Consider the following 16,932-nt stretch of genomic DNA (forward strand, 5'->3'; position numbering starts at 1 on the left):
CCATGTCACACATTGCCGTCTCAGCGTCGCTCCGCGATGATCGCGTCGAGTATTTCGACAGCCCTGTCGACGGGAATGAAAAGCCGCGTGCGATACTGGATGATCTCGCTGAACACACCGCGCGCTTTCAGCCAGGCGCGGTCACCAGTATCATAGTCGCGGATTTCAAGGCGACGGGCACTGTTGACGAGAACTGAGGCGAGACGCGCTTTGCCAAGACCCGGTATGGCGACGTCGTCCCCAGCTTTTACGGCAGTAAGCAGGTCTCTGGCACCGAGCCTTATGCCCTGTTCCAGTCCAAAGGCCGCTTGCAGTTTTTCAACCGCGCCCGGACGAATGATCCGGCCCAAAATGGATGTGCCCGCGCCATTATCGATACGCCACACGCGCACATCGTCCTGTGGTAGCCTGTTCCAGACAGGCAGAAGAAGGCCCATCGCGACCCAGATGGTCTCGACGTCAAGCCGTCCTTCTGCGGCGGCCACCTCCTCGTCCCAGACAGTCTTGAATGTCTCGGCATCGATGCAGGCCCAGTGACTATGTACGAGCGATGCCCGATCGATCCGCGTCGATCCGGTGGGCCGGACAAGCTGGCACATGGGAATGGGTCGCCCTTCTTCATCGGTGATCGACCAGGAGGGCAATTGCAAGGCGACGCGCCCGGAGCGGCTGTTGCGCAACCAGGCCATGTCGTCCATGCCCTGATACCGTTGGTTCAGTATGTGCCATGTGGTGACGCGGGGCTGGATGTGAAGCTCAAGGCGCAACAGACAGGTCTGCGCGCCGGTCACCGGATCTGTGCGCAAAATCTGCTCAGACAAAGTCTCGATCCGCTCGGCGCGAATAGTCTCGACGCCAAGGTCAAGCGTGCCCGCCGCACGAGCGGCGTCCACCCTCGCCTCAATGAGACCCATATATTCCTCAAAGATTGCATTCTGGATCGCGATCCGCAGCGCCAGGATGCGATTAAGCCAGCGCTGGATGGGCGGGAGGGTTTCAAGCAGGTTACCGCCCTCATCGACGAGCTTGAGACCAGTCAGTGTGACGAAGTCGCCCATCGTCACGCTGGAAAGCTTGCCTGCGAAAAGCAGCCGATACCATTGCCCAAGCGCTTCACGCGCATAGTCGCTTTCAAGATTGTCGGCCGGATCGAACATATTTTGGCCGCCCGTCTGCCGTTGTCCGCGAGTTAGGGCACCAAGGCCGTCCAGCCTTCGCGCAATCGTGCTGATGAAGCGGCGTTCGCCCTTGCAGTTGGTGGTCACAGGCCGGAACACCGGGGGGCAGGCCTGGTTGGTACGATGGGTGCGCCCAAGCCCCTGGATCGCGACGTCGGCACGCCAACCCGGTTCGAGCAGGAAATGGATGCGGCGTTTGTCTGCGCTTTTGCTGGCAAGATCGGCATGGTAGGAGCGCCCGGTGGATCCAGCGTCGCTGAATATCAATATGGGCTTGACCCCTTCCATAAACGCCCGTGTTTCGCTGATATTGGCATGTGTGCCGCGCCGCTCGACCTGCTGCCGCCCGCTGCTATCAACGACGATCCGGCGTGAGCGCCCGGTAACCTCGGCGACCTTGTCCGCACCAAAATGCGCGATGAGCGCGTCCAGGGGAGCAGGGATGGGAGGGAGCGCGCACAGATCCTCGATCATCGTGTCGCGCGCATTGAGCGCTTCCTGGCAATGAACGGGCTGCCCGTCGGCATCGATCATCGGTTCAGAGCGTAGTTCGCCGTCGCTGGCGCGGTACACCCGCATCTGCCGGGTGGGAAAGGCCGATGTGAGATAATCAATCAGGGTTTGAAGCGGCGACAGGTCAAGATTTAATCTGGCACGATCTTCCGCACATAAGTCGGCAAGACGGCGTTCCAATATCGCTTCGGCTGTCGTGACGAGTTGCACGACAGCAACATGGCCGACGGCTATCTCTGCCTCTATGGCCTTGATCAGGCTCGGCACCTTCATCGCAATCAACAATTGCGAGAAGAAGCGCTGCTTGGCACTTTCAAATCGACTGAGCGCCGCGCCTTTAGCCTGGCCGTTCAGCGTCTGTCCTGACATGGCATCGACGACGCCGGACGCGCCCAATATCTTGTGCAGATTGGCATGGATCACCGCCCACCCATCCGCGAAGGCATCATAGATGGCGATCTGGTCAGGGCTCAATCGATGTTCGAGCGGATCATATTCCACCCCGGCAAAGCTGAGCGCCCGCGCGGTGTAGAGGCCGGTGGCTTTGAGATCGCGCGCCACGATCTCCATCGCGGCGATCCCGCCCCCGTCCATCGCCGCCATGAAAGCATTGCGGTCGGTGAAGCCTGTGCCCGGCCCCCACAGGCCAAGGCGCGAGGCATAGCTGAGGTTTTCAGGCTTGGTGGCACCCGTCGCGGACACATAGGCTATCCGCGCGCGGGCCAGGGCATTTTGGAGGCGAACGCCCGCCAGGCCTTGCTCTGACCCCTTCGCCGTTCCAAAATCGCCTTGCGTGCCTGCAGCGTTGCCCATCGCGTGGGATTCATCAAACAGGATGACGCCCTCAAATTCAGCATCGGTCCAGACCAATATCTGCTGCAGGCGTGAGAAATTGTCCTGACGGACCGAGCGCAGCGTTGCATAGGTGAGGAAGAGAATGCCAGACGTCATGGTGATCGGCTCACCGAGCGGGAAGGCATCGAGCGGCTGGATATCGATCGGCAGGCCGCCAAGGGCGCTCCAGTCCCTTCGGGCGTCTTCGAGCAGGGCAGCACTGCGCGAAATCCAGATGGCACGGCGATTACCCCTGTTCCACTGGTCAAGGATCAGGCCCGCCCCTTCCCGGCCCTTGCCAACGCCTGTGCCATCGCCAATGAAATAGCCCGTCCGATAGGCGCGCCCTGCGGGATCTTCATGGAGTTGATCCCCTGCTGCATTGGGCGTGAACATACCGGGCAGATCGCGTGAAAAGGCTTCGCCTGCATGGATGATGGTTTCCAGTTGCGCCTCGGACAGGGCAGCGAGCGCCCTTGGTTGTAATAATGGCTGCCAGCGCGGTACGGGCGGCAATACTGATCCCATGGCCAGGGATTCCACCAGCTTGTCGGGATGGGGTGTCGCGCCTTCGATCGCAATCCGCGCAAGCCGCCAGGGCGCATAGATGCCAACAGGGTCGCCTACCGGCAGAGGCGTGTCGCGTACGGCGTAGGAAAGCGGAACAGCATTGGCATTGTTTGCTGCTATACGCGCCGGCGCGGCGAGTGGCGTGGCGGACAAAGTGCGAAACAGCGATGCCGCCTCATCCTTTGCCTTTGGCCGAGGGAGATGGAACGCGACGGCAGGACTTGGTGGCTTTGGCAACGGCGGGGGTGGCAACAAGGCAGGTGGATCGAGCCGGTCAGGCAATGCCAGGACGAGATCAAGCGCTGCGTCCAGATTATCGGCGACATGACTTTGTCCCTGACCATGCCATCCCTTGTCGAATAACAGCAGTCGTACAGCGATACCGGTGCCATGTTTGGCAAAGGGGCTGCCCAGGATGGTGATTTCAACGCGAGGCGGGATCAATTGCGCGATCGTCGCATAGGCTTTTGCGCCGCTGCCATCAGCAGCAAAGCCAGGTGGCATGATGGCGACACAGCGACCGTGCTGGCGCAGTCGTAGCAAGGCCGAGCGCAAATGCCGCACCCCGGCCTGCCGGTCATTGCCGCGTCCCTCGCTGCGACCGAAGGGCGGATTGATCAGGACCACAGAAGGGTCATTGCCCAGGGGCAACAGATCATGGATATATTCCGCGTCATGGCAGGTGACAGCCTGCCCGATGGCAAGCGTGAGCAGCGCCGCGCGGTCGGGATCGCGTTCATTGAGCGTGAAGGTGCAGCGTCCAGGCGGAATGGATCCGAGCAACATTCCCGTGCCTGCCGATGGTTCGAGAATATGATCCTCTGGCCCAAGGCGTGCTGCCTGGACCGCCAGCCATGCGAGGGTCAGCGGCGTGCTGAACTGCTGCATCGCGATCTGCTGTTCGCTGCGATAGCTGTGCGTGGGCAGGCTGGTTTCAAGACGGCGCAAAGCGGCGTAACAGGCAGTCGGATCTCCGGATCTGGCGATGCCACTATTCCCCCGCCGCAGGAACAGTATCAGGGCGATTTCAAGCGCGTCATAGGCCTGGCGCATCGACCATGCGCCTTGTGCATCGCTCGCGCCAAAGCTGGCTGTCATCAGCTTTCGTAGGGCATGTCGGGTCGGTATTTGCGATTGCGTCAGATTGTCGGCGAGTATTGTCGCGACATCGAATAGGCGTTGCGCGCGTGAACGCGTTGCGACGGGATCAGGCTGCTGCGTAGCGAACAAAGGAAGAGTCATAAATATCTCCAGGCCTCGGACCCGATCGGTCCACGCCTCGTCCGCTCCCCTTCCCTCCCAGGACGGCGGACAGAAAAAGGGACCATGACGACACATCATGGTCCCCAGCATTATACCCCAGGCTCAGGCCGCCTGCGCGACGCGGTCCTCTCCAGAATCTTCGTCAGGTGCCTCAGCCAGCGCTTCCGCCGCAGCATCCCCATCGACACTGACCCGCCCGACGCCACAATCGGCATCGCCATCTCCGGTGAGACTGGCTTCAGCTTCACCAACCGGCACAAAGCGCATGGCGTCCGGCAACCATTGCAGCGCGCGTTCCTTGACCTCTGCCTCGACGATGAGATCGCCGCTGAACAGTCGCTCGGCCGAGAGCGCAAGATCATGCTTCTTCGACGCCGCGTAGCGGGAACTCAGCTCTAGGCCGCCGACCGTTTCGAACGCCTGGAGGATCATCGCCTTGCTGACCCGGTCGAAATAGTTGCGCGCGGTCGGTCGCCACCAGGCCGTAACATCGATCCCGCACTTGACCCCCAGATGGTCGAGAAACACGCTGCCGGTCCGCCCGGCAGGCACCGCCTGGACCGTCCGGGCAATTGCCCAGCTGAACCAGGCAGCCCGTGCCTCCTGGCTCAAAGCGCAAAAGGCGTCATAGCGTGTCCGCACATCGGCATGATTGATCCAGCATCGATCAAGATCTTTTTCCAGCTTGAGCCACTGGTCGGCGGCAGGCGTATCGCTCTCATAGCCATGAAGCGGCGATGCGGGGGCATTGGCGCGCAGGTCGGTGGCCCGTTCCGCGCTGCCATAGGTGCGCGTTGCCGCGTCAGCCATGCAGAAAGTGGCGAGATCGAGCGCGAACCGCGGATCGCTGGCGATATGGACGCGCAGAAGTTCAGCCTTCATTTCAGCGAGCTCATCGGCAAGGCGCTGGCTGATCTTTGGCTGGCCCGGCACCACCTGTGCTGGCGCGCGATCCGCATCCGCATCGACTTCATCATCATCACCGGTCGAATCCTGCGCATCGTCGGCCTGTTCAGCCGGAACATGATAAAGCTGTTCGTGGACGCGCGGCTGACCGTCGGAACCGATCACCACATAGGCCAGTGCGGACGCCTTTTGCTCCTCGGTCAGAATCGGTGCCCGTTGCCGGATTGCCTCATATTCAGCATTCAGCCGATCATAGCGCGCTTCGACCTCCTCCTCGGTCTCGTCGGTTTCAACCGGGTTCTCGAACGCTTCCAGTTCCACTTCGATATCAGCAAGCCGCTGTTCCTGCTCTGGCGTCAGCGGTGGCTGTTCGCCCTCAATGGGCTTGAGATCCCAGGTTGCGCTATAGGCAATATGAGTGCCGGACACGATGCGGACATCGCCAAAGCCTTCCCGTTCCCGGATCGCTTGCGCCGCCTGCGCCAGCCTGTCGGTCGCCAGTTGATCGAGCAGGTCGCCATCGATCCACATCTCGCTCGCATCGTCGGTGAACAGGTCGCTGTCGATCCGGCCACCGGCGGCCACATAGGCGTGGGGACCGACAAGCAGGGCTTTAGGATCATTGCCACTATAGCTGCCTTGGGCAAGCTGGCGCCGGATCTCGTTTAGATTATTGCGGTAATAGCTCTGCCCCAGAGTTTCGAATATCTGCGCCTGGCGCACGGCATCGGGACTGCTGGCATAAGCCGTGGCAATCTCAAGGCTGATCTCGCCGTCGCGCAGGGCGTCAAAAATGCAGGGTGCCAGATCCGCAAGGCGCAGCCGTCCCAGTACGAAGCGCTCGGTCAGGCCAAAACGTTTGGCGATCTCGGCCGGGGTCTTGCCTTCGGTTTCGACAATATCCTGGAAAGCCCGGCAGGTGTCCGCTGGGTTCATGCTGAGCTTGAAGAAATTTTCCTCCAGGCTGGTGGCGATCGCATCTTTCGCGTCGCGCAGGACCAGCACCGGCACCTGATAGTCTGGCCCGAAGACGCCCTTTTCGATGAGACGATGCACCGCATCGAGGCGCCGTCCGCCCGCGGCGATACGATAATGGCCTTTCTTGCGCGCAACCGGCACGCCGATCAGATTCTGCCTTATGCCCTTGGCCGCGATATTGGCCTCAAGCTGGGCGTCGGCGACAGCATCGCTCGACTTTCGGACATTGGATGGCGACTTGCTGAGGTTCGCCGCGGCAACGAGAATGGGAAGCTGGTTCATCGACTGGGATCTCCAGGCGCCAAAGACCCGCCCATCGGGTCTTCCTGCGCCACATCATCCAATCCCCCTCCCTCCCTTGCCTGCTGGACATCGTTCCAGTCATTATAGCCTGATGGCGGCCGGATATGCCTGACTGGCCTGCCGGCGCCGCGATACGCCGCCAGCGCACGCATTGCGGCGATTTTGCCCGCACGATCGTTGTCGGGCAGGATAATTAGCCGCTTAACCGACGCGGGAATGGCAATGCTGTGCAAGCGCTCGCTACCGAGCGTGGCCCAGACCGGAATTTCGAGAAAGGACATGGCCGACAGGGCCGTCTCGATCCCCTCGGCAAGACCAAGAATATTGGTAGCAGGAGCCAGCATGACGGCGCCATGGCCGGGTCGGCCCAGCAAGCGACGCGCCGGTTGTACGTCGGCAGCGAGACGGGAATAGCGAGGATCAAGGAATGTCCGGTGGATGGCGACAATTTCTTCTCTGTCGCGCACAGCAGCAATCATGGCAGGGCGAAACTCAAGCCCCGTGTCGGTTCGCAAGGGCGTTCGCGGATGAAAGCGCAGCCATTCTCCCAGATTGGTGATGGAACGAGACTGCAGATAGTCCTGTGCCGGCGTGTCAGCGATCGGTCGGCTCGCATGCCAGATGTCCCTCGCCTGGCTGCGGAAACCGGATTGAAAATCGCGCGTCGAATGACCTGGCTCATGACAAGCTGTCAGCGCCTGATGGTCGATCCGTGCGATTGCGCGCAGCACATCGCGGGCATGGCAGCCTGCAAAGCATTTGAAGAGCAGAGCTGTCTTGCCCAGTCGGACAGAAAGGCTGGGATGATGATCGTCATGGGCCGGGCAAAGGCACAGGCCGCCAGACGAGGCCCAGCGGCCGCCCAGACGGTTGACCAGCAGCTTTGCGCGCGCTTCCATGACAAGCCGGTCGATGGGAACCGTCATTGCGTCAATGCCTGTCGCGCGCAAGGATCGCCACGGCTCGCCGTAAATGGCGACGAACCCGGCGGGGGCGGATCTCGAAGGTTCGCGCAATGTCGTCAATCTGCATGGCATAAGGTACGCGCAGCAAGAGAAAGAGCCGGGTCAGGGTTGGCATATGTTCAGCGCAGCGTGCGGTCATATCGGTTTTGTCGGAAGACAAGGCCGATTGATCGTAATACCATGCGGATCGGTCCTGCGACTGCTGTTTAGGCAGAAGTTCATCCTGATCCGCTTGTTCCTGGTCGTCGAGCCAGGCAAATATAGTGCCCATGAGAGCCTCATCCCTGCGGCAACGCAGGCAGGTGAATATATGGCGCGCGAGGCGGACGATAAGTGCGTTCATGGTGGATATCCGTTGGGACGTTCTGGCCGAAACCTGCCCGATCATCCCCTGTCCATCCCCTCCCCTCCATGCCCGGAGATCTGGATGGCGGCATCCCGCACCAGGCCAGTTGCGACATGGCTATGCAAATTTCTTCGATTCGTCTCAATTGCTCGGCCAAATGGTTGCGTTTGCGTTGCAATTTCATGACATTGTGAGCGGGGCCGCAGAGGAGATATCAGGCGCGACCGATCTGCCCCGATGCGTCGCAAGGCTGGAGACAGTGCGCGATGATGAACAAACCACCCGTTCCGCCGGACATTGCGGTATTCAGGACAAGGCTCGCCAGCCTTACGGGTCGGCAACGGCAATGCCTAGTACTAGTGGCGCAGGGCTATTCCAGCAAGGAAATTGCTTCGCGACTGGGCAATAGTTCCGGCCGTGTCGACAAGCATATATATGAAGCGCGCGGCAAGCTCGGCGGCATTGGCCGGCAGCAGGCGGCACGCCTCGTGGCTGCCTATGAAGCGGACCGCACGGAGATTTCTCCGGGGGCCCAAAAAATAGGCGCCCAATCTTTGGTCCTGCCAATCCCGGCTGCGTCTGGCCAATCTGATTCCACTGACGATCAAGTGGACGCAGATATTGCCGATGCCGATTTATTGGCCACGCAGCAGGAGGGCTACCATGGTTTGGTGCGCTTTCCCCTTATGGGCAATTTTCTGCCGTTCCGCACAAGCGGGAGGCCCGACAATGACCTGACTTCGAACATGACGTTGATCGCTCTTGCGATCATGGCGACGCTTGCTCTTGTGATGGCTGGATCGGCCGCTTCACTGCTCTCGGCGCTAGACGCCCTGGCTCGCCACTAAAACCAACATTTTTATGTTTTCCCTGTTCACCCGCTTTTGCGGGAAGGAGATTCTATGCGCGTTAAACGACAGACCATCGCCAAATCGGTTGCCGAGCGGCTATTTGCCGCCGAAGCTGCGCTCGATATTGCTGCAGCCCGGATTGCCGAACTCAACGCCTCGCTACCCCTGGCTCGTCTTGATGCCCGTTTTGCAGCTGCGATCGGCCAGGAGGCTATCGCGACATCTGCCGCTGCTGTCATGCTGATTGCGCAGACGCGCGAGCAGATGGTCATAACCCACGCCCATCTCAAACGGGCCAGCGATGATGTTGGGCTCGGGCAAACCGCTTATGGCGACCTTTTCAAAGTTGTCTCGCATGATCAGCCTGCCCATCTGCGCGTCGTCTGACGCGCAAGAGAGGATTGACGCAATGCGGCCACCTGGGTTCAATCAGGGTCATGACCCGGCAAATCGCGTTCCTGACCCTGCTCATTGTCAGCACCCTCTATGCCGCATGGCGGGGCGGCACGCCCGAAAGGATCGGCGCTGCAGCCCTGCTGGGCGCTGCCTGTCTGTCCGTAGGGCTTGTCGACCCGTTCGGCGACCGGTTCCATCATATCGAGATCGCCATTCTCCTGGTCGATTTTGCCTTATTGAGTGTGTTTATATGGCTTTCTCTACAAAGCACACGGTTCTGGCCGCTCTGGGTCGCGGCGATGCTAGGCGCAGAGGTAGCCGTGCATCTGATGCGGATCCTGATGCCGGCGATTGTACCGCGTGCCTATGTCGATGCGCTGGCGGTGTGGAGTTGGGTAGCACAAACCATGCTCATCGGCGCGACCTTTCGACATCGCAGCCGGATAAAACAGCGCGGTGTCGACAGGCCCTGGAAGAGCTGATCGCGCTCACCTGTCCGGCGCGCGCGCCCGAACTGGCGCAGCGGCTGGTCGACAGGTTCGGTTCTTTTGCTGCAACCCTCTCTGCGCGGCGCCAGGACCGGATGCGCCTTCTGGATGGCGCGCTATGTGTCGAGCGGACATTTGAGTGCCTGCAAATGTCTATCCACCATATTCTGCGCGGAAAACTCGCCGGTAAATCGATACTCTCGAACGAACAGGCACTGCTGGACTATCTGCGCGCCACCATGGCATTCGCGCCGGTCGAACAGTTGCGGGTGCTTTTCCTCAACGCCGTCAATGAGATATTGGCAGATGAGGTGCTGGCGACCGGCACCATCTCTCATGTCCACGCCTATCCACGTGAAATCATGAAGCGATGCGTCGAGATAGGCGCGACCGCAATTTTTCTCATTCATAATCATCCATCGGGCCAACCTCAGCCTTCACGGGCTGACCGGGCTTTCACCAGAAAGATTGTCGATGCCGCACGCTGCCTGGATGTCGCGGTTCATGATCATCTGGTCATCGCCCATGCCGGGCATGTGAGCTTCCGCCAGGCGGGGTATCTTTAGCCCCACGCCCCGCCGCGCCGCACAGCAGGCGTAGCCAGAAAGGCGGCAACCACTTCAGGCGAACCACAATGATCAATGTGGCTGTCTAACATGGCCCGCTCGTCCACGGGCGGAAGAGAGGAGCGAAGGGTCAGTATCCAAAAAGGAGGCATGACATGACGCAAATATATCCCCCCGACACACGTATCGATATGTGCCGCAGGCTGGTGGTCATGCGGCAGACGATTGGTGAGGCTATTGGCTATCGTCTATGCCCCAGCCCTGTCTGGGACATGCTGCTCGATCTTTACCTGGCGCAATATGAGAAGCGGGAGGTCTATCTCTTCTCCCTGTATACGGCCGCCCCCGACGTTCCGCAATCGACCGCCCACCGCAAGATCGCCGAGATGGAAAAGCGGGGGCTGGTGACGCGGGACATTCCTCGTCCTGATGGGCGACGCGTCGCGATTTCGATGACGGACCAAGGCCTTGCCATCGTCGACCGTCTGCTTGATCGGATTATTGAGTTATGGGAAGGCGGGAAATCATAAATCACCTATGCGATTGCCTTTTAAGCGCAGCGTCCCAATTTAGGCGTGGATGGCCAGCCTGTTTTCCGACCTGTTCGAGACCCCGAAAATTCCGGGCCTCTCCTATCGTGACAACCTTCTCTCTCGCGACGAAGAGTTGAGGTTGATCGCCGGGATCGACGCGACGGCGCTTGAGCCATTCCGCTTTCAGGGCTGGCTCGGCAAGCGCCTGACCAGTTCTTTTGGCTGGCGCTATGATTTTGATGATGCACGCTTCGGGCCGACGGATCCCATGCCTGATTGGCTGCTGCCCATACGCGACAGAGCCGCCGCCTTTGCGGGCCTTGACCCCGCTAGCCTCGCCCAGGCGCTTCTTATCCGGTACGATCCTGGTGCCGGCATAGGTTGGCACCGCGATCGCCCGGTTTTCGACCATGTGGTTGGTATTTCGCTGGGCGTTTCTGCACCTTTACGTTTTCGGCGGCGCAAAGCCGGCGGGTTCGATCGCGTCACCGTCCCGCTAGCACCGCGTTCGATCTATCACCTCCATGGCGAAGCGCGGTACCAATGGGAACATAGCATAGTCGAAATGGAAGAGACCCGCTGGTCGATCACTTTCCGTACGCTCGCTGATAGACTGGCGGGCCGGAACATGTTTAGATAGCTGCCCACCTTCAATGCTCCATGGCGCCCGCATCGAGAAGCTGGTCTATGCGCGTCGCAATGTCGAGCCAACGCGCAAAACCGGCCTGATCTCCCGCCAGCGCCAGCGTTCTCACCCTTTCTGCAACGAAGTCGCCGGCATTCGCGCCATGTTCCCACTCGACCGCCAGCGCCTCAGCCCAACGTTCAAGATCGGCCCTCACAGCAGCGACTGCGCAGGTGCTGCTGCACGTGTCTTGTTCCAGGGACCGCTCGTGCGCGTAATCTCGATAAGGTCGTGACCGAGAACGAGGTTCTCGTCTTGTGGCCCGGCATCCCGTCAGGATTGGTGAAGTGGGTGAAGACGGTAAGACAGCGATAGCGCGGGTTCACCACCATATCGTCCCGCACGGGATTGGTGAGATCTGCGACCATTCCTAAACGTTGCGGATTGTCACCCTACTCCTGCATCTCGCGGGTCAGGCGCGGAAAGCCCACCCTATCGACCGTATCAGCCGACGAAGCCGGCAAGCATCTTGGACGGACGCTTACCAGCCACACATTAGCCGTTCAGCTTGTCCTTCACCGCCTTGGCGGGCGTGAAGCCGAGCTTTTTGGAAGCGGCGATCTGGATGGTAGCGCCGGTGGACGGGTTGCGACCTTCACGCGCTGGCGTGTCCTTGACCTTGAACTTGCCAAAGCCGTTCAGGGCAATTTCTTCGCCCGCTGCTGCAGCATCGGCGATCGCGGCGAAGACCGCATCGACCAGCTTGCGGGCATCCGCCTTGGAAAGGCCGTTGTCGCCGGCGATCTTCTCCGCGAGATCTGTATTGTTCATGGGCTATATCCTGTTTCGTTTGGATGACGAACATAGACGAGTGAGCAAGCCAACGTCCAGCCAGGCCGTTATCGCTTTTTGGCAGCCTATGGGCTTCATCGTCCTCCCAGGACTTGCTTGCCTTCAAGGGCCTGACATTCGGGATGTCCGATCCCATCTATGGCATCCAAGACGATGCATGATGGAGACCAGAATGGCTACGGCGCCCAATGATGCCCTGATTGTCATATGTCCGGCTTGCGCAACGGCGAACCGGTTGACCCGCGAAAGGCTGGCCAATGGCGGAAGCTGCGGCCGATGCAAGCGCCCACTATTCTCTGGGGAGCCGGTCACACTGACCGCAGATAATTTCGACGCGCATGCCGCGCGGTCCGGCATTCCCCTGCTCGTCGATTTCTGGGCAAGCTGGTGCGGCCCGTGCCGTCAGATGGCCCCAGCGTTCAGCGCTGCAGCCGGACAACTTGAACCCTATATGCGGCTGGGTAAGCTTGATACCGAGGCGCATCAAGCGATCGCGGGTCGCTATGCCATCCGGTCCATTCCCACGATGATCCTGTTTCGGGGTGGCCGCGAGATTGCGCGGCAATCGGGCGCCATGCCGCAACAGGCCATCGTTGCATGGGCGCGCGAGGCGGCAAGGCCGGGGTGAGCCGGGAGCCCGCCACTCACCCGGCAACGCCCGATGGCCGTTATTTTGTCGTGCGCGGCCGCCTGTGGCGACTGTCCAATCCCGCGTTGGACGAAGACGTTCGCGCTGCCGTGGTATCGGATCTGATGGAGGCGCGCAGGGCCGTGCGCGACGCCCGTAAAAACGCCGATGTATCGGCCGAGCGTGAAGCGCATGCGGCGGTGGACATTGCCAAACGCGGACTTGGCGAGCGTGGCCCAGTCTGGTGGACTGATGGTGCACCTGACTATAATCGCCATATGGCGCGCAATACGCCCTATGCTGACTGGTTTGCAGCCCTCGACTGACGCGCCTTGCGCACCGGCTTGTCGGCCAGCTCGATCCAGACCGGAGCATGGTCGCTCGTCTTTTCCCATCCGCGCGGCGCTGTATCGACCTGCGCCCATTCAAGCCTGCTCCGTGCGTTCCCATTGAGCAGAATATGGTCGATCCGAAGGCCTGCGTTGCGCTCGAACGCCCCGCGCCAATATTTCCAGAACGTATAGACGGTCTGATCGGGGTGCAGTTCGCGGACAGCATCGCTCCATCCCTGCTCCAACACATGGCGGTAAGCTTCCCTCACCTCCGGCGCGAAGAGCGCATCGTCCCGCCACCGCTCGGGCGAATAGGCATCCAGATCGGTTGGCATCACGTTGAAATCACCGGCGATGACCACCGGCGCATCTATAGCGACGAGCGAGGCGAGATGGTCGTGAAGTCGCTCGAACCAGCGCAATTTGAAGTCGAACTTGGGTCCAGGGCGTGGATTGCCATTGGGTAGATAAAGACCTGCCACCAACACCCCGGCAACAGCCGCTTCGATGTAGCGGCTTTGCATATCGTCCGGATCGCCCGGCAGCCCGCGGCGCGTCTCGTGAATTTCACCGACCCGGCTCAGGATCGCAACCCCGTTCCACCGGCTTTGCCCATGCCAGACCGCGTCGTAACCTGCATCACGGATCGCTGTTTCGGGAAATTTATCCTGCGGCGCCTTCAATTCCTGCAGACAGACGATGTCGGGCTCGGCTTCGACTAGCCATCGCAGGAGAACAGGCAGACGCCCGTTGATCCCGTTCACATTATAGGTCGCGATCTTCATCTTTGAGATTACGCAATGGCCGCCGTTGAGGCGTAGAATTGGTCAAAAGTCATGCTGTTCCAGGTATCCCCCCAATCAGCCCGGCGCGTCGAGAGCGAGCAGATCCTGCTCCTCGTGATGGCGATCGAAATAGCCGGCGACAAATTCGCACAGTGGCACGACCTTCAATCCCTTCGCCCGCACGTCCGCCTGAGCACCTGCAATCAGCCTGCTGGCAATGCCCTGCCCTTCCAAGGCCTCAGGAACCTGCGTGTGCGTGAAGACCAATGCGCCATCGCGCCGTTCATAGGCCGCAATAGCCGTGCCGCCATCAACCTTCAGTTCATAGCGGCTCCCGCCTTCATTATCGCGGACGTCCTGCGTCTCAGCCATGGTCGGGTTCTCTTTCTTTCAGGTCTTTTGCATCGGCGATTTTCGCAGAGCCTGTCGATAGATCGAACAGATGGACAATGGCGAGGTTCCGCTAGCGCTGTCTGCTGACGAATGTGACCTGGCTTTTGCTCTCCGATGCCGTGCAGCCGCATAGTTTGCTCGAGAAAACCGAGCTGCAGCGCTCATGAATAGCTGCTTCACCCGTCATTCATCGCAACATGCTATTTCATGCCTGTCGCTTCTTCCCCCTTTGGAGCGGCACCTCCCTGAACTTCGGTCCCGCCGCGAGCCTTGCTCTGGCGGGGCTTTTTTATGCGTCCCCTGCTTTCATCACGATCGCCTTGGGAGTGTCCCCTTGATGATTGCTTGTCCGCACGCGACCACTCATAGGGCCCGCATGGACCAGGAAACCTCCGAGCTGATCATCCGTGTCATTGCCCGCGCCCCGCAATGGCTTCGCCACGACCTGTCGTCAAAGGACCTCAATGCCCGCGGACGGGCCGAAGAAACGCTCGCCGCCATGATCGCCGATGCGCTGTCCCATGGATCGCTCCAGGATCAGGAGGGCTAACGCCTGCTGCGAACACCGCCTGCCATGCTACGAATGTAATGGCCAGGGCGATGATCGGCTATTGGACAGGCGACCGCATCATCATATCCATCCGGCGTGCAATATCTTTCCACATTGCCACGCCAGCCATGTCTCCCGCAACGGCAAGGGCACCGATCCGTTCGGCCACTCTGCGCGGTGCGTGCTCACCATGCTGCTCCATCAGCATGGACACCGCCCCCCACAAAAGCTGGTCGTGCGTCATGCCAGGGTGATCCGTTCGACCGCGATCAGATCGAAACCGTCACGCACGCCGATGATGGCGACGCGCTTGCCCAGCAGCGGCCGCCAGGCCTTGGTGATCTCCAGTCGCCACTCGCCTCCATCGGCTACACGCAGCACCGGATAGAAGTCGCCTTCCAGAAGAATGCCGGTCAGCTCATGGCGCGTTCCCCTTGGCATCAGCGACAATGTCCCCGCGCATAACGATCCCATCGCAGGACAGTGCCGGACCTGATCATCGCGCAGCTTATGTCGCCCGTGCCGGGCAGACTGCACCATGCGCCTGTGCGACCGCCCCGCGCCGATCCATTTGAGACGCAGCGCATGGCCGGCGCCGATACAAGAATATGGCCGGTCCGCGCCTTGCCTTTCGCGCCGCCCAGCAAGCGCACCAGCCGGTCTCGCGCTGCAATAGCCGATGCCTTGGGACAGGGGTGCCCCTGTTTGCATGTGCCGTCCATCTCGCGTGCGGCGATACCGGCCAACCGTATCTTCGGACCTTCGGCACACCAGATCGGGCCGTCCCCGTCCCAGACATGGGTGGGCGTACAGGCAAAGGCCTGCCCGGATGCCAGAACGACCGCGGATAGGACGGCAAGCATGAGCCTCGCTTCAGCCTTCGGCCAGGATGGTCATGACGCTGTCGAGACTGCCTTTGACAACGATATAATTTCCCTTCTCGAAATTGACCGCACTGGTGTCGTGCTCACCACGGTAGCGCCGAACGAAACTTACCCGATCGACATTGACGACCACAAAATCACCGTCCGCCGTTTCCAAACGCACATATCCGTTCATACCTGTTCCCGATCGCCTAAACGGCGACGCTAGCGTGGCTGTAGAGGATTGCACAGCCGCTATACCGTCTATTGCTCAAGATCAGGAAAGCGGCAGACTATTCAGCACGACTGACCCTGTGCATCACCCGATCTACCGCGGGCTTGCCGTCACAAAGGCAGCGTCATCTGGCGAATGTCAGGAATAGTCGGGGGATGTTCGATAGCCACGATGACGCTTTGCGCCAGTTCCACCGCCGCTTGTTCGCGCAGGCGCTCGTTGGGTGCGGTGAGAGCAACTCGTGCCCAGGCCGGAGCGTGAAGCAGGCTCTGGGCGAGCCAAAGAGAATCAGGGTGGATCATGGTTCCGATCGTAGAGAACGTATCAGGAACGAAGCAATAGGCTTGCGATGAAATTGGCGATCGTTAGGCTGCCCGGATGTGCAATCATTATCGAACCGATCCGGACAAGATCCCCAGTTGGCGGGACTATGCGGGGTTCGATATCCGCCAGCCCAACGCCGCTTTTGCCACGGACGTCTGGCCCAAAAAGCCGGGCATGATCGTCCGCAACGATGATGGTGTGATCCGAAGCGACGTCATGTCCTGGGGCGTGCCAACCCAGGTCAAAGGTAAAAGCGGAAAGATGCTGGAAAAGCGCGTCACCAATGTGCGGAACCTCAGCAGCCCATTCTGGAAGTCGATGCTGGCCAATCCTCTGCAGCGGTGCCTCGTCCCCTTCTCGACATTTGCGGAACCCAGGATCGGGGAAGGACGCGATGAGTGGTGGTTCAACGTGATCGACCAGCCGATCGCCGCGTTCGCTGGTATTTGGCGACAGAGCGACCAGGGTCCGGTCTATGCGTTTCTGACCTGCGAACCCAATGCGCTGGTCGCGCCGCTGCATCCCAAGGCGATGCCGGTCATCGTTGAACCCGGCGATTATCAGGCATGGCTATCGACGGATTATGACGGTGCCTGTGCGATGGCGAGGGCATATCCTGCCGCGCGGATGACCGTTCAAGGATAGAACATAAAAA

Annotated in this window: 23 protein-coding genes; 10 read left to right on the top strand and 13 right to left on the bottom strand. The window is 60.4% G+C overall.

Annotated features, from left to right (window positions below; all coding sequences use genetic code 11):
• Nucleotides 1–20: 20 nt before the first annotated feature.
• The 4 genes from ACZ2HM_RS18770 to ACZ2HM_RS18785 form a co-directional block, all read right to left on the bottom strand.
• Entirely contained in the window at nucleotides 21–4,193 is a 4,173-nt protein-coding gene (locus tag ACZ2HM_RS18770; protein WP_239019105.1) for a strawberry notch-like NTP hydrolase domain-containing protein, read from the bottom strand.
• 267 nt (nucleotides 4,194–4,460) lie between these two features.
• A complete protein-coding gene (locus ACZ2HM_RS18775) occupies nucleotides 4,461–6,524 on the bottom strand; it encodes a ParB/RepB/Spo0J family partition protein (RefSeq protein WP_043150398.1) in 2,064 nt (687 codons plus the stop codon).
• Complete coding sequence (locus ACZ2HM_RS18780) at nucleotides 6,521–7,471, bottom strand: DUF7146 domain-containing protein (protein WP_043150397.1); 951 nt, start codon at nucleotides 7,469–7,471, stop codon at nucleotides 6,521–6,523. The genes ACZ2HM_RS18775 and ACZ2HM_RS18780 overlap by 4 nt, the downstream gene beginning before the upstream one ends.
• Before the next feature lie 4 nt (nucleotides 7,472–7,475).
• A complete protein-coding gene (locus ACZ2HM_RS18785; protein ID WP_043150395.1) occupies nucleotides 7,476–7,853 on the bottom strand; it encodes a sigma factor-like helix-turn-helix DNA-binding protein in 378 nt (125 codons plus the stop codon).
• Nucleotides 7,854–8,122: 269 nt separating this feature from the next.
• Between ACZ2HM_RS18785 and ACZ2HM_RS18790 the strand changes: the two genes are divergently transcribed.
• From ACZ2HM_RS18790 to ACZ2HM_RS18815, 6 genes are all read left to right on the top strand, one after another.
• On the top strand, nucleotides 8,123–8,704 hold the full coding sequence (locus ACZ2HM_RS18790) for a helix-turn-helix domain-containing protein (RefSeq protein ID WP_119750486.1): 582 nt from the start codon (nucleotides 8,123–8,125) through the stop codon (nucleotides 8,702–8,704).
• 54 nt (nucleotides 8,705–8,758) lie between these two features.
• Entirely contained in the window at nucleotides 8,759–9,094 is a 336-nt protein-coding gene (locus ACZ2HM_RS18795) for a hypothetical protein (RefSeq protein ID WP_043150391.1), read from the top strand.
• Between the two features lie 14 nt (nucleotides 9,095–9,108).
• Nucleotides 9,109–9,585 carry a hypothetical protein gene (locus ACZ2HM_RS18800; RefSeq protein ID WP_470427167.1) on the top strand — a complete coding sequence of 159 codons (477 nt, stop codon included), beginning with the start codon at nucleotides 9,109–9,111 and terminating at the stop codon, nucleotides 9,583–9,585.
• The gene (locus ACZ2HM_RS18805; protein ID WP_470427168.1) at nucleotides 9,489–10,157 is read left to right on the top strand and encodes a JAB domain-containing protein; all 669 of its coding nucleotides are present in this window, start codon (nucleotides 9,489–9,491) and stop codon (nucleotides 10,155–10,157) included. The genes ACZ2HM_RS18800 and ACZ2HM_RS18805 overlap by 97 nt, the downstream gene beginning before the upstream one ends.
• Before the next feature lie 212 nt (nucleotides 10,158–10,369).
• On the top strand, nucleotides 10,370–10,687 hold the full coding sequence (locus tag ACZ2HM_RS18810; protein WP_470427169.1) for a MarR family transcriptional regulator: 318 nt from the start codon (nucleotides 10,370–10,372) through the stop codon (nucleotides 10,685–10,687).
• Nucleotides 10,688–10,736: 49 nt separating this feature from the next.
• A complete protein-coding gene (locus ACZ2HM_RS18815) occupies nucleotides 10,737–11,330 on the top strand; it encodes an alpha-ketoglutarate-dependent dioxygenase AlkB (protein WP_470427170.1) in 594 nt (197 codons plus the stop codon).
• 10 nt (nucleotides 11,331–11,340) lie between these two features.
• Here ACZ2HM_RS18815 and ACZ2HM_RS18820 read toward each other — a convergent pair whose 3' ends face one another.
• Together ACZ2HM_RS18820 and ACZ2HM_RS18825 are read right to left on the bottom strand one after the other, a co-directional pair.
• A complete protein-coding gene (locus tag ACZ2HM_RS18820; RefSeq protein ID WP_470427171.1) occupies nucleotides 11,341–11,532 on the bottom strand; it encodes a DUF6961 family protein in 192 nt (63 codons plus the stop codon).
• A 338-nt stretch (nucleotides 11,533–11,870) separates the two neighbouring features.
• Nucleotides 11,871–12,146, bottom strand: coding sequence for an HU family DNA-binding protein (locus tag ACZ2HM_RS18825; protein WP_313921825.1), 276 nt, complete (start codon nucleotides 12,144–12,146; stop codon nucleotides 11,871–11,873).
• Nucleotides 12,147–12,339: 193 nt separating this feature from the next.
• Here ACZ2HM_RS18825 and trxC point away from each other — a divergent pair, with 193 nt between their 5' ends.
• Complete coding sequence (gene trxC, locus ACZ2HM_RS18830) at nucleotides 12,340–12,795, top strand: thioredoxin TrxC (RefSeq protein WP_470427172.1); 456 nt, start codon at nucleotides 12,340–12,342, stop codon at nucleotides 12,793–12,795.
• Complete coding sequence (locus ACZ2HM_RS18835) at nucleotides 12,765–13,121, top strand: hypothetical protein (RefSeq protein ID WP_470427173.1); 357 nt, start codon at nucleotides 12,765–12,767, stop codon at nucleotides 13,119–13,121. Before trxC ends, ACZ2HM_RS18835 begins: the two co-directional genes overlap by 31 nt.
• Here ACZ2HM_RS18835 and xth read toward each other — a convergent pair.
• Both xth and ACZ2HM_RS18845 read right to left on the bottom strand, forming a co-directional pair.
• Nucleotides 13,091–13,912: an exodeoxyribonuclease III gene (gene xth / locus ACZ2HM_RS18840; protein ID WP_470427174.1), complete on the bottom strand. Its 822-nt coding sequence runs from the start codon at nucleotides 13,910–13,912 to the stop codon at nucleotides 13,091–13,093. The genes ACZ2HM_RS18835 and xth overlap by 31 nt on opposite strands.
• A gap of 75 nt (nucleotides 13,913–13,987) precedes the next feature.
• Nucleotides 13,988–14,284 (bottom strand): GNAT family N-acetyltransferase, encoded by a 297-nt coding sequence (locus ACZ2HM_RS18845; RefSeq protein ID WP_470427175.1) that lies wholly within the window; start codon nucleotides 14,282–14,284, stop codon nucleotides 13,988–13,990.
• A gap of 397 nt (nucleotides 14,285–14,681) precedes the next feature.
• Between ACZ2HM_RS18845 and ACZ2HM_RS18850 the strand changes: the two genes are divergently transcribed.
• Nucleotides 14,682–14,855 (top strand): DUF6771 family protein, encoded by a 174-nt coding sequence (locus ACZ2HM_RS18850; protein WP_313921820.1) that lies wholly within the window; start codon nucleotides 14,682–14,684, stop codon nucleotides 14,853–14,855.
• 58 nt (nucleotides 14,856–14,913) lie between these two features.
• Here the strand turns inward: ACZ2HM_RS18850 and ACZ2HM_RS18855 are convergent, their stop codons facing one another.
• From ACZ2HM_RS18855 to ACZ2HM_RS18875, 5 genes are all read right to left on the bottom strand, one after another.
• Complete coding sequence (locus tag ACZ2HM_RS18855; protein WP_470427176.1) at nucleotides 14,914–15,099, bottom strand: DUF6961 family protein; 186 nt, start codon at nucleotides 15,097–15,099, stop codon at nucleotides 14,914–14,916.
• Entirely contained in the window at nucleotides 15,096–15,296 is a 201-nt protein-coding gene (locus ACZ2HM_RS18860) for a DUF5818 domain-containing protein (protein ID WP_313921819.1), read from the bottom strand. The genes ACZ2HM_RS18855 and ACZ2HM_RS18860 overlap by 4 nt, the downstream gene beginning before the upstream one ends.
• The gene (locus tag ACZ2HM_RS18865; protein WP_470427177.1) at nucleotides 15,296–15,718 is read right to left on the bottom strand and encodes a thermonuclease family protein; all 423 of its coding nucleotides are present in this window, start codon (nucleotides 15,716–15,718) and stop codon (nucleotides 15,296–15,298) included. Before ACZ2HM_RS18865 ends, ACZ2HM_RS18860 begins: the two co-directional genes overlap by 1 nt.
• Before the next feature lie 10 nt (nucleotides 15,719–15,728).
• Complete coding sequence (locus tag ACZ2HM_RS18870; protein ID WP_470427178.1) at nucleotides 15,729–15,914, bottom strand: hypothetical protein; 186 nt, start codon at nucleotides 15,912–15,914, stop codon at nucleotides 15,729–15,731.
• Between the two features lie 149 nt (nucleotides 15,915–16,063).
• Nucleotides 16,064–16,255 carry a DUF6771 family protein gene (locus ACZ2HM_RS18875; RefSeq protein ID WP_470427179.1) on the bottom strand — a complete coding sequence of 64 codons (192 nt, stop codon included), beginning with the start codon at nucleotides 16,253–16,255 and terminating at the stop codon, nucleotides 16,064–16,066.
• Nucleotides 16,256–16,331: 76 nt separating this feature from the next.
• On the opposite strand from ACZ2HM_RS18875, the gene ACZ2HM_RS18880 reads away from it, so the two are divergent.
• Nucleotides 16,332–16,922: an SOS response-associated peptidase family protein gene (locus tag ACZ2HM_RS18880; RefSeq protein ID WP_470427180.1), complete on the top strand. Its 591-nt coding sequence runs from the start codon at nucleotides 16,332–16,334 to the stop codon at nucleotides 16,920–16,922.
• Nucleotides 16,923–16,932 lie beyond the last annotated feature (10 nt).

Source organism: Sphingobium sp. KKT206 (assembly GCF_055640555.1).

What these genes read in the sequence shown, in the direction of transcription:
- ACZ2HM_RS18870 (WP_470427178.1), bottom strand. Translation starts at nt 15,914, where the DNA reads ATGAACGGATATGTGCGTTTGGAAACGGCGGACGGTGATTTTGTGGTC.
- ACZ2HM_RS18785 (WP_043150395.1), bottom strand. Translation starts at nt 7,853, where the DNA reads ATGAACGCACTTATCGTCCGCCTCGCGCGCCATATATTCACCTGCCTG.
- ACZ2HM_RS18860 (WP_313921819.1), bottom strand. Translation starts at nt 15,296, where the DNA reads ATGCCAAGGGGAACGCGCCATGAGCTGACCGGCATTCTTCTGGAAGGC.
- ACZ2HM_RS18810 (WP_470427169.1), top strand. Translation starts at nt 10,370, where the DNA reads ATGCGGCAGACGATTGGTGAGGCTATTGGCTATCGTCTATGCCCCAGC.
- ACZ2HM_RS18865 (WP_470427177.1), bottom strand. Translation starts at nt 15,718, where the DNA reads ATGCTTGCCGTCCTATCCGCGGTCGTTCTGGCATCCGGGCAGGCCTTT.
- ACZ2HM_RS18825 (WP_313921825.1), bottom strand. Translation starts at nt 12,146, where the DNA reads ATGAACAATACAGATCTCGCGGAGAAGATCGCCGGCGACAACGGCCTT.
- ACZ2HM_RS18795 (WP_043150391.1), top strand. Translation starts at nt 8,759, where the DNA reads ATGCGCGTTAAACGACAGACCATCGCCAAATCGGTTGCCGAGCGGCTA.
- ACZ2HM_RS18875 (WP_470427179.1), bottom strand. Translation starts at nt 16,255, where the DNA reads ATGATCCACCCTGATTCTCTTTGGCTCGCCCAGAGCCTGCTTCACGCT.
- ACZ2HM_RS18815 (WP_470427170.1), top strand. Translation starts at nt 10,737, where the DNA reads ATGGCCAGCCTGTTTTCCGACCTGTTCGAGACCCCGAAAATTCCGGGC.
- ACZ2HM_RS18770 (WP_239019105.1), bottom strand. Translation starts at nt 4,193, where the DNA reads ATGACAGCCAGCTTTGGCGCGAGCGATGCACAAGGCGCATGGTCGATG.
- ACZ2HM_RS18775 (WP_043150398.1), bottom strand. Translation starts at nt 6,524, where the DNA reads ATGAACCAGCTTCCCATTCTCGTTGCCGCGGCGAACCTCAGCAAGTCG.
- ACZ2HM_RS18880 (WP_470427180.1), top strand. Translation starts at nt 16,332, where the DNA reads ATGTGCAATCATTATCGAACCGATCCGGACAAGATCCCCAGTTGGCGG.
- ACZ2HM_RS18790 (WP_119750486.1), top strand. Translation starts at nt 8,123, where the DNA reads ATGATGAACAAACCACCCGTTCCGCCGGACATTGCGGTATTCAGGACA.
- ACZ2HM_RS18780 (WP_043150397.1), bottom strand. Translation starts at nt 7,471, where the DNA reads ATGACGGTTCCCATCGACCGGCTTGTCATGGAAGCGCGCGCAAAGCTG.
- ACZ2HM_RS18850 (WP_313921820.1), top strand. Translation starts at nt 14,682, where the DNA reads ATGGACCAGGAAACCTCCGAGCTGATCATCCGTGTCATTGCCCGCGCC.
- ACZ2HM_RS18845 (WP_470427175.1), bottom strand. Translation starts at nt 14,284, where the DNA reads ATGGCTGAGACGCAGGACGTCCGCGATAATGAAGGCGGGAGCCGCTAT.
- ACZ2HM_RS18855 (WP_470427176.1), bottom strand. Translation starts at nt 15,099, where the DNA reads ATGACGCACGACCAGCTTTTGTGGGGGGCGGTGTCCATGCTGATGGAG.
- xth (WP_470427174.1), bottom strand. Translation starts at nt 13,912, where the DNA reads ATGAAGATCGCGACCTATAATGTGAACGGGATCAACGGGCGTCTGCCT.
- ACZ2HM_RS18835 (WP_470427173.1), top strand. Translation starts at nt 12,765, where the DNA reads ATGGGCGCGCGAGGCGGCAAGGCCGGGGTGAGCCGGGAGCCCGCCACT.
- trxC (WP_470427172.1), top strand. Translation starts at nt 12,340, where the DNA reads ATGGCTACGGCGCCCAATGATGCCCTGATTGTCATATGTCCGGCTTGC.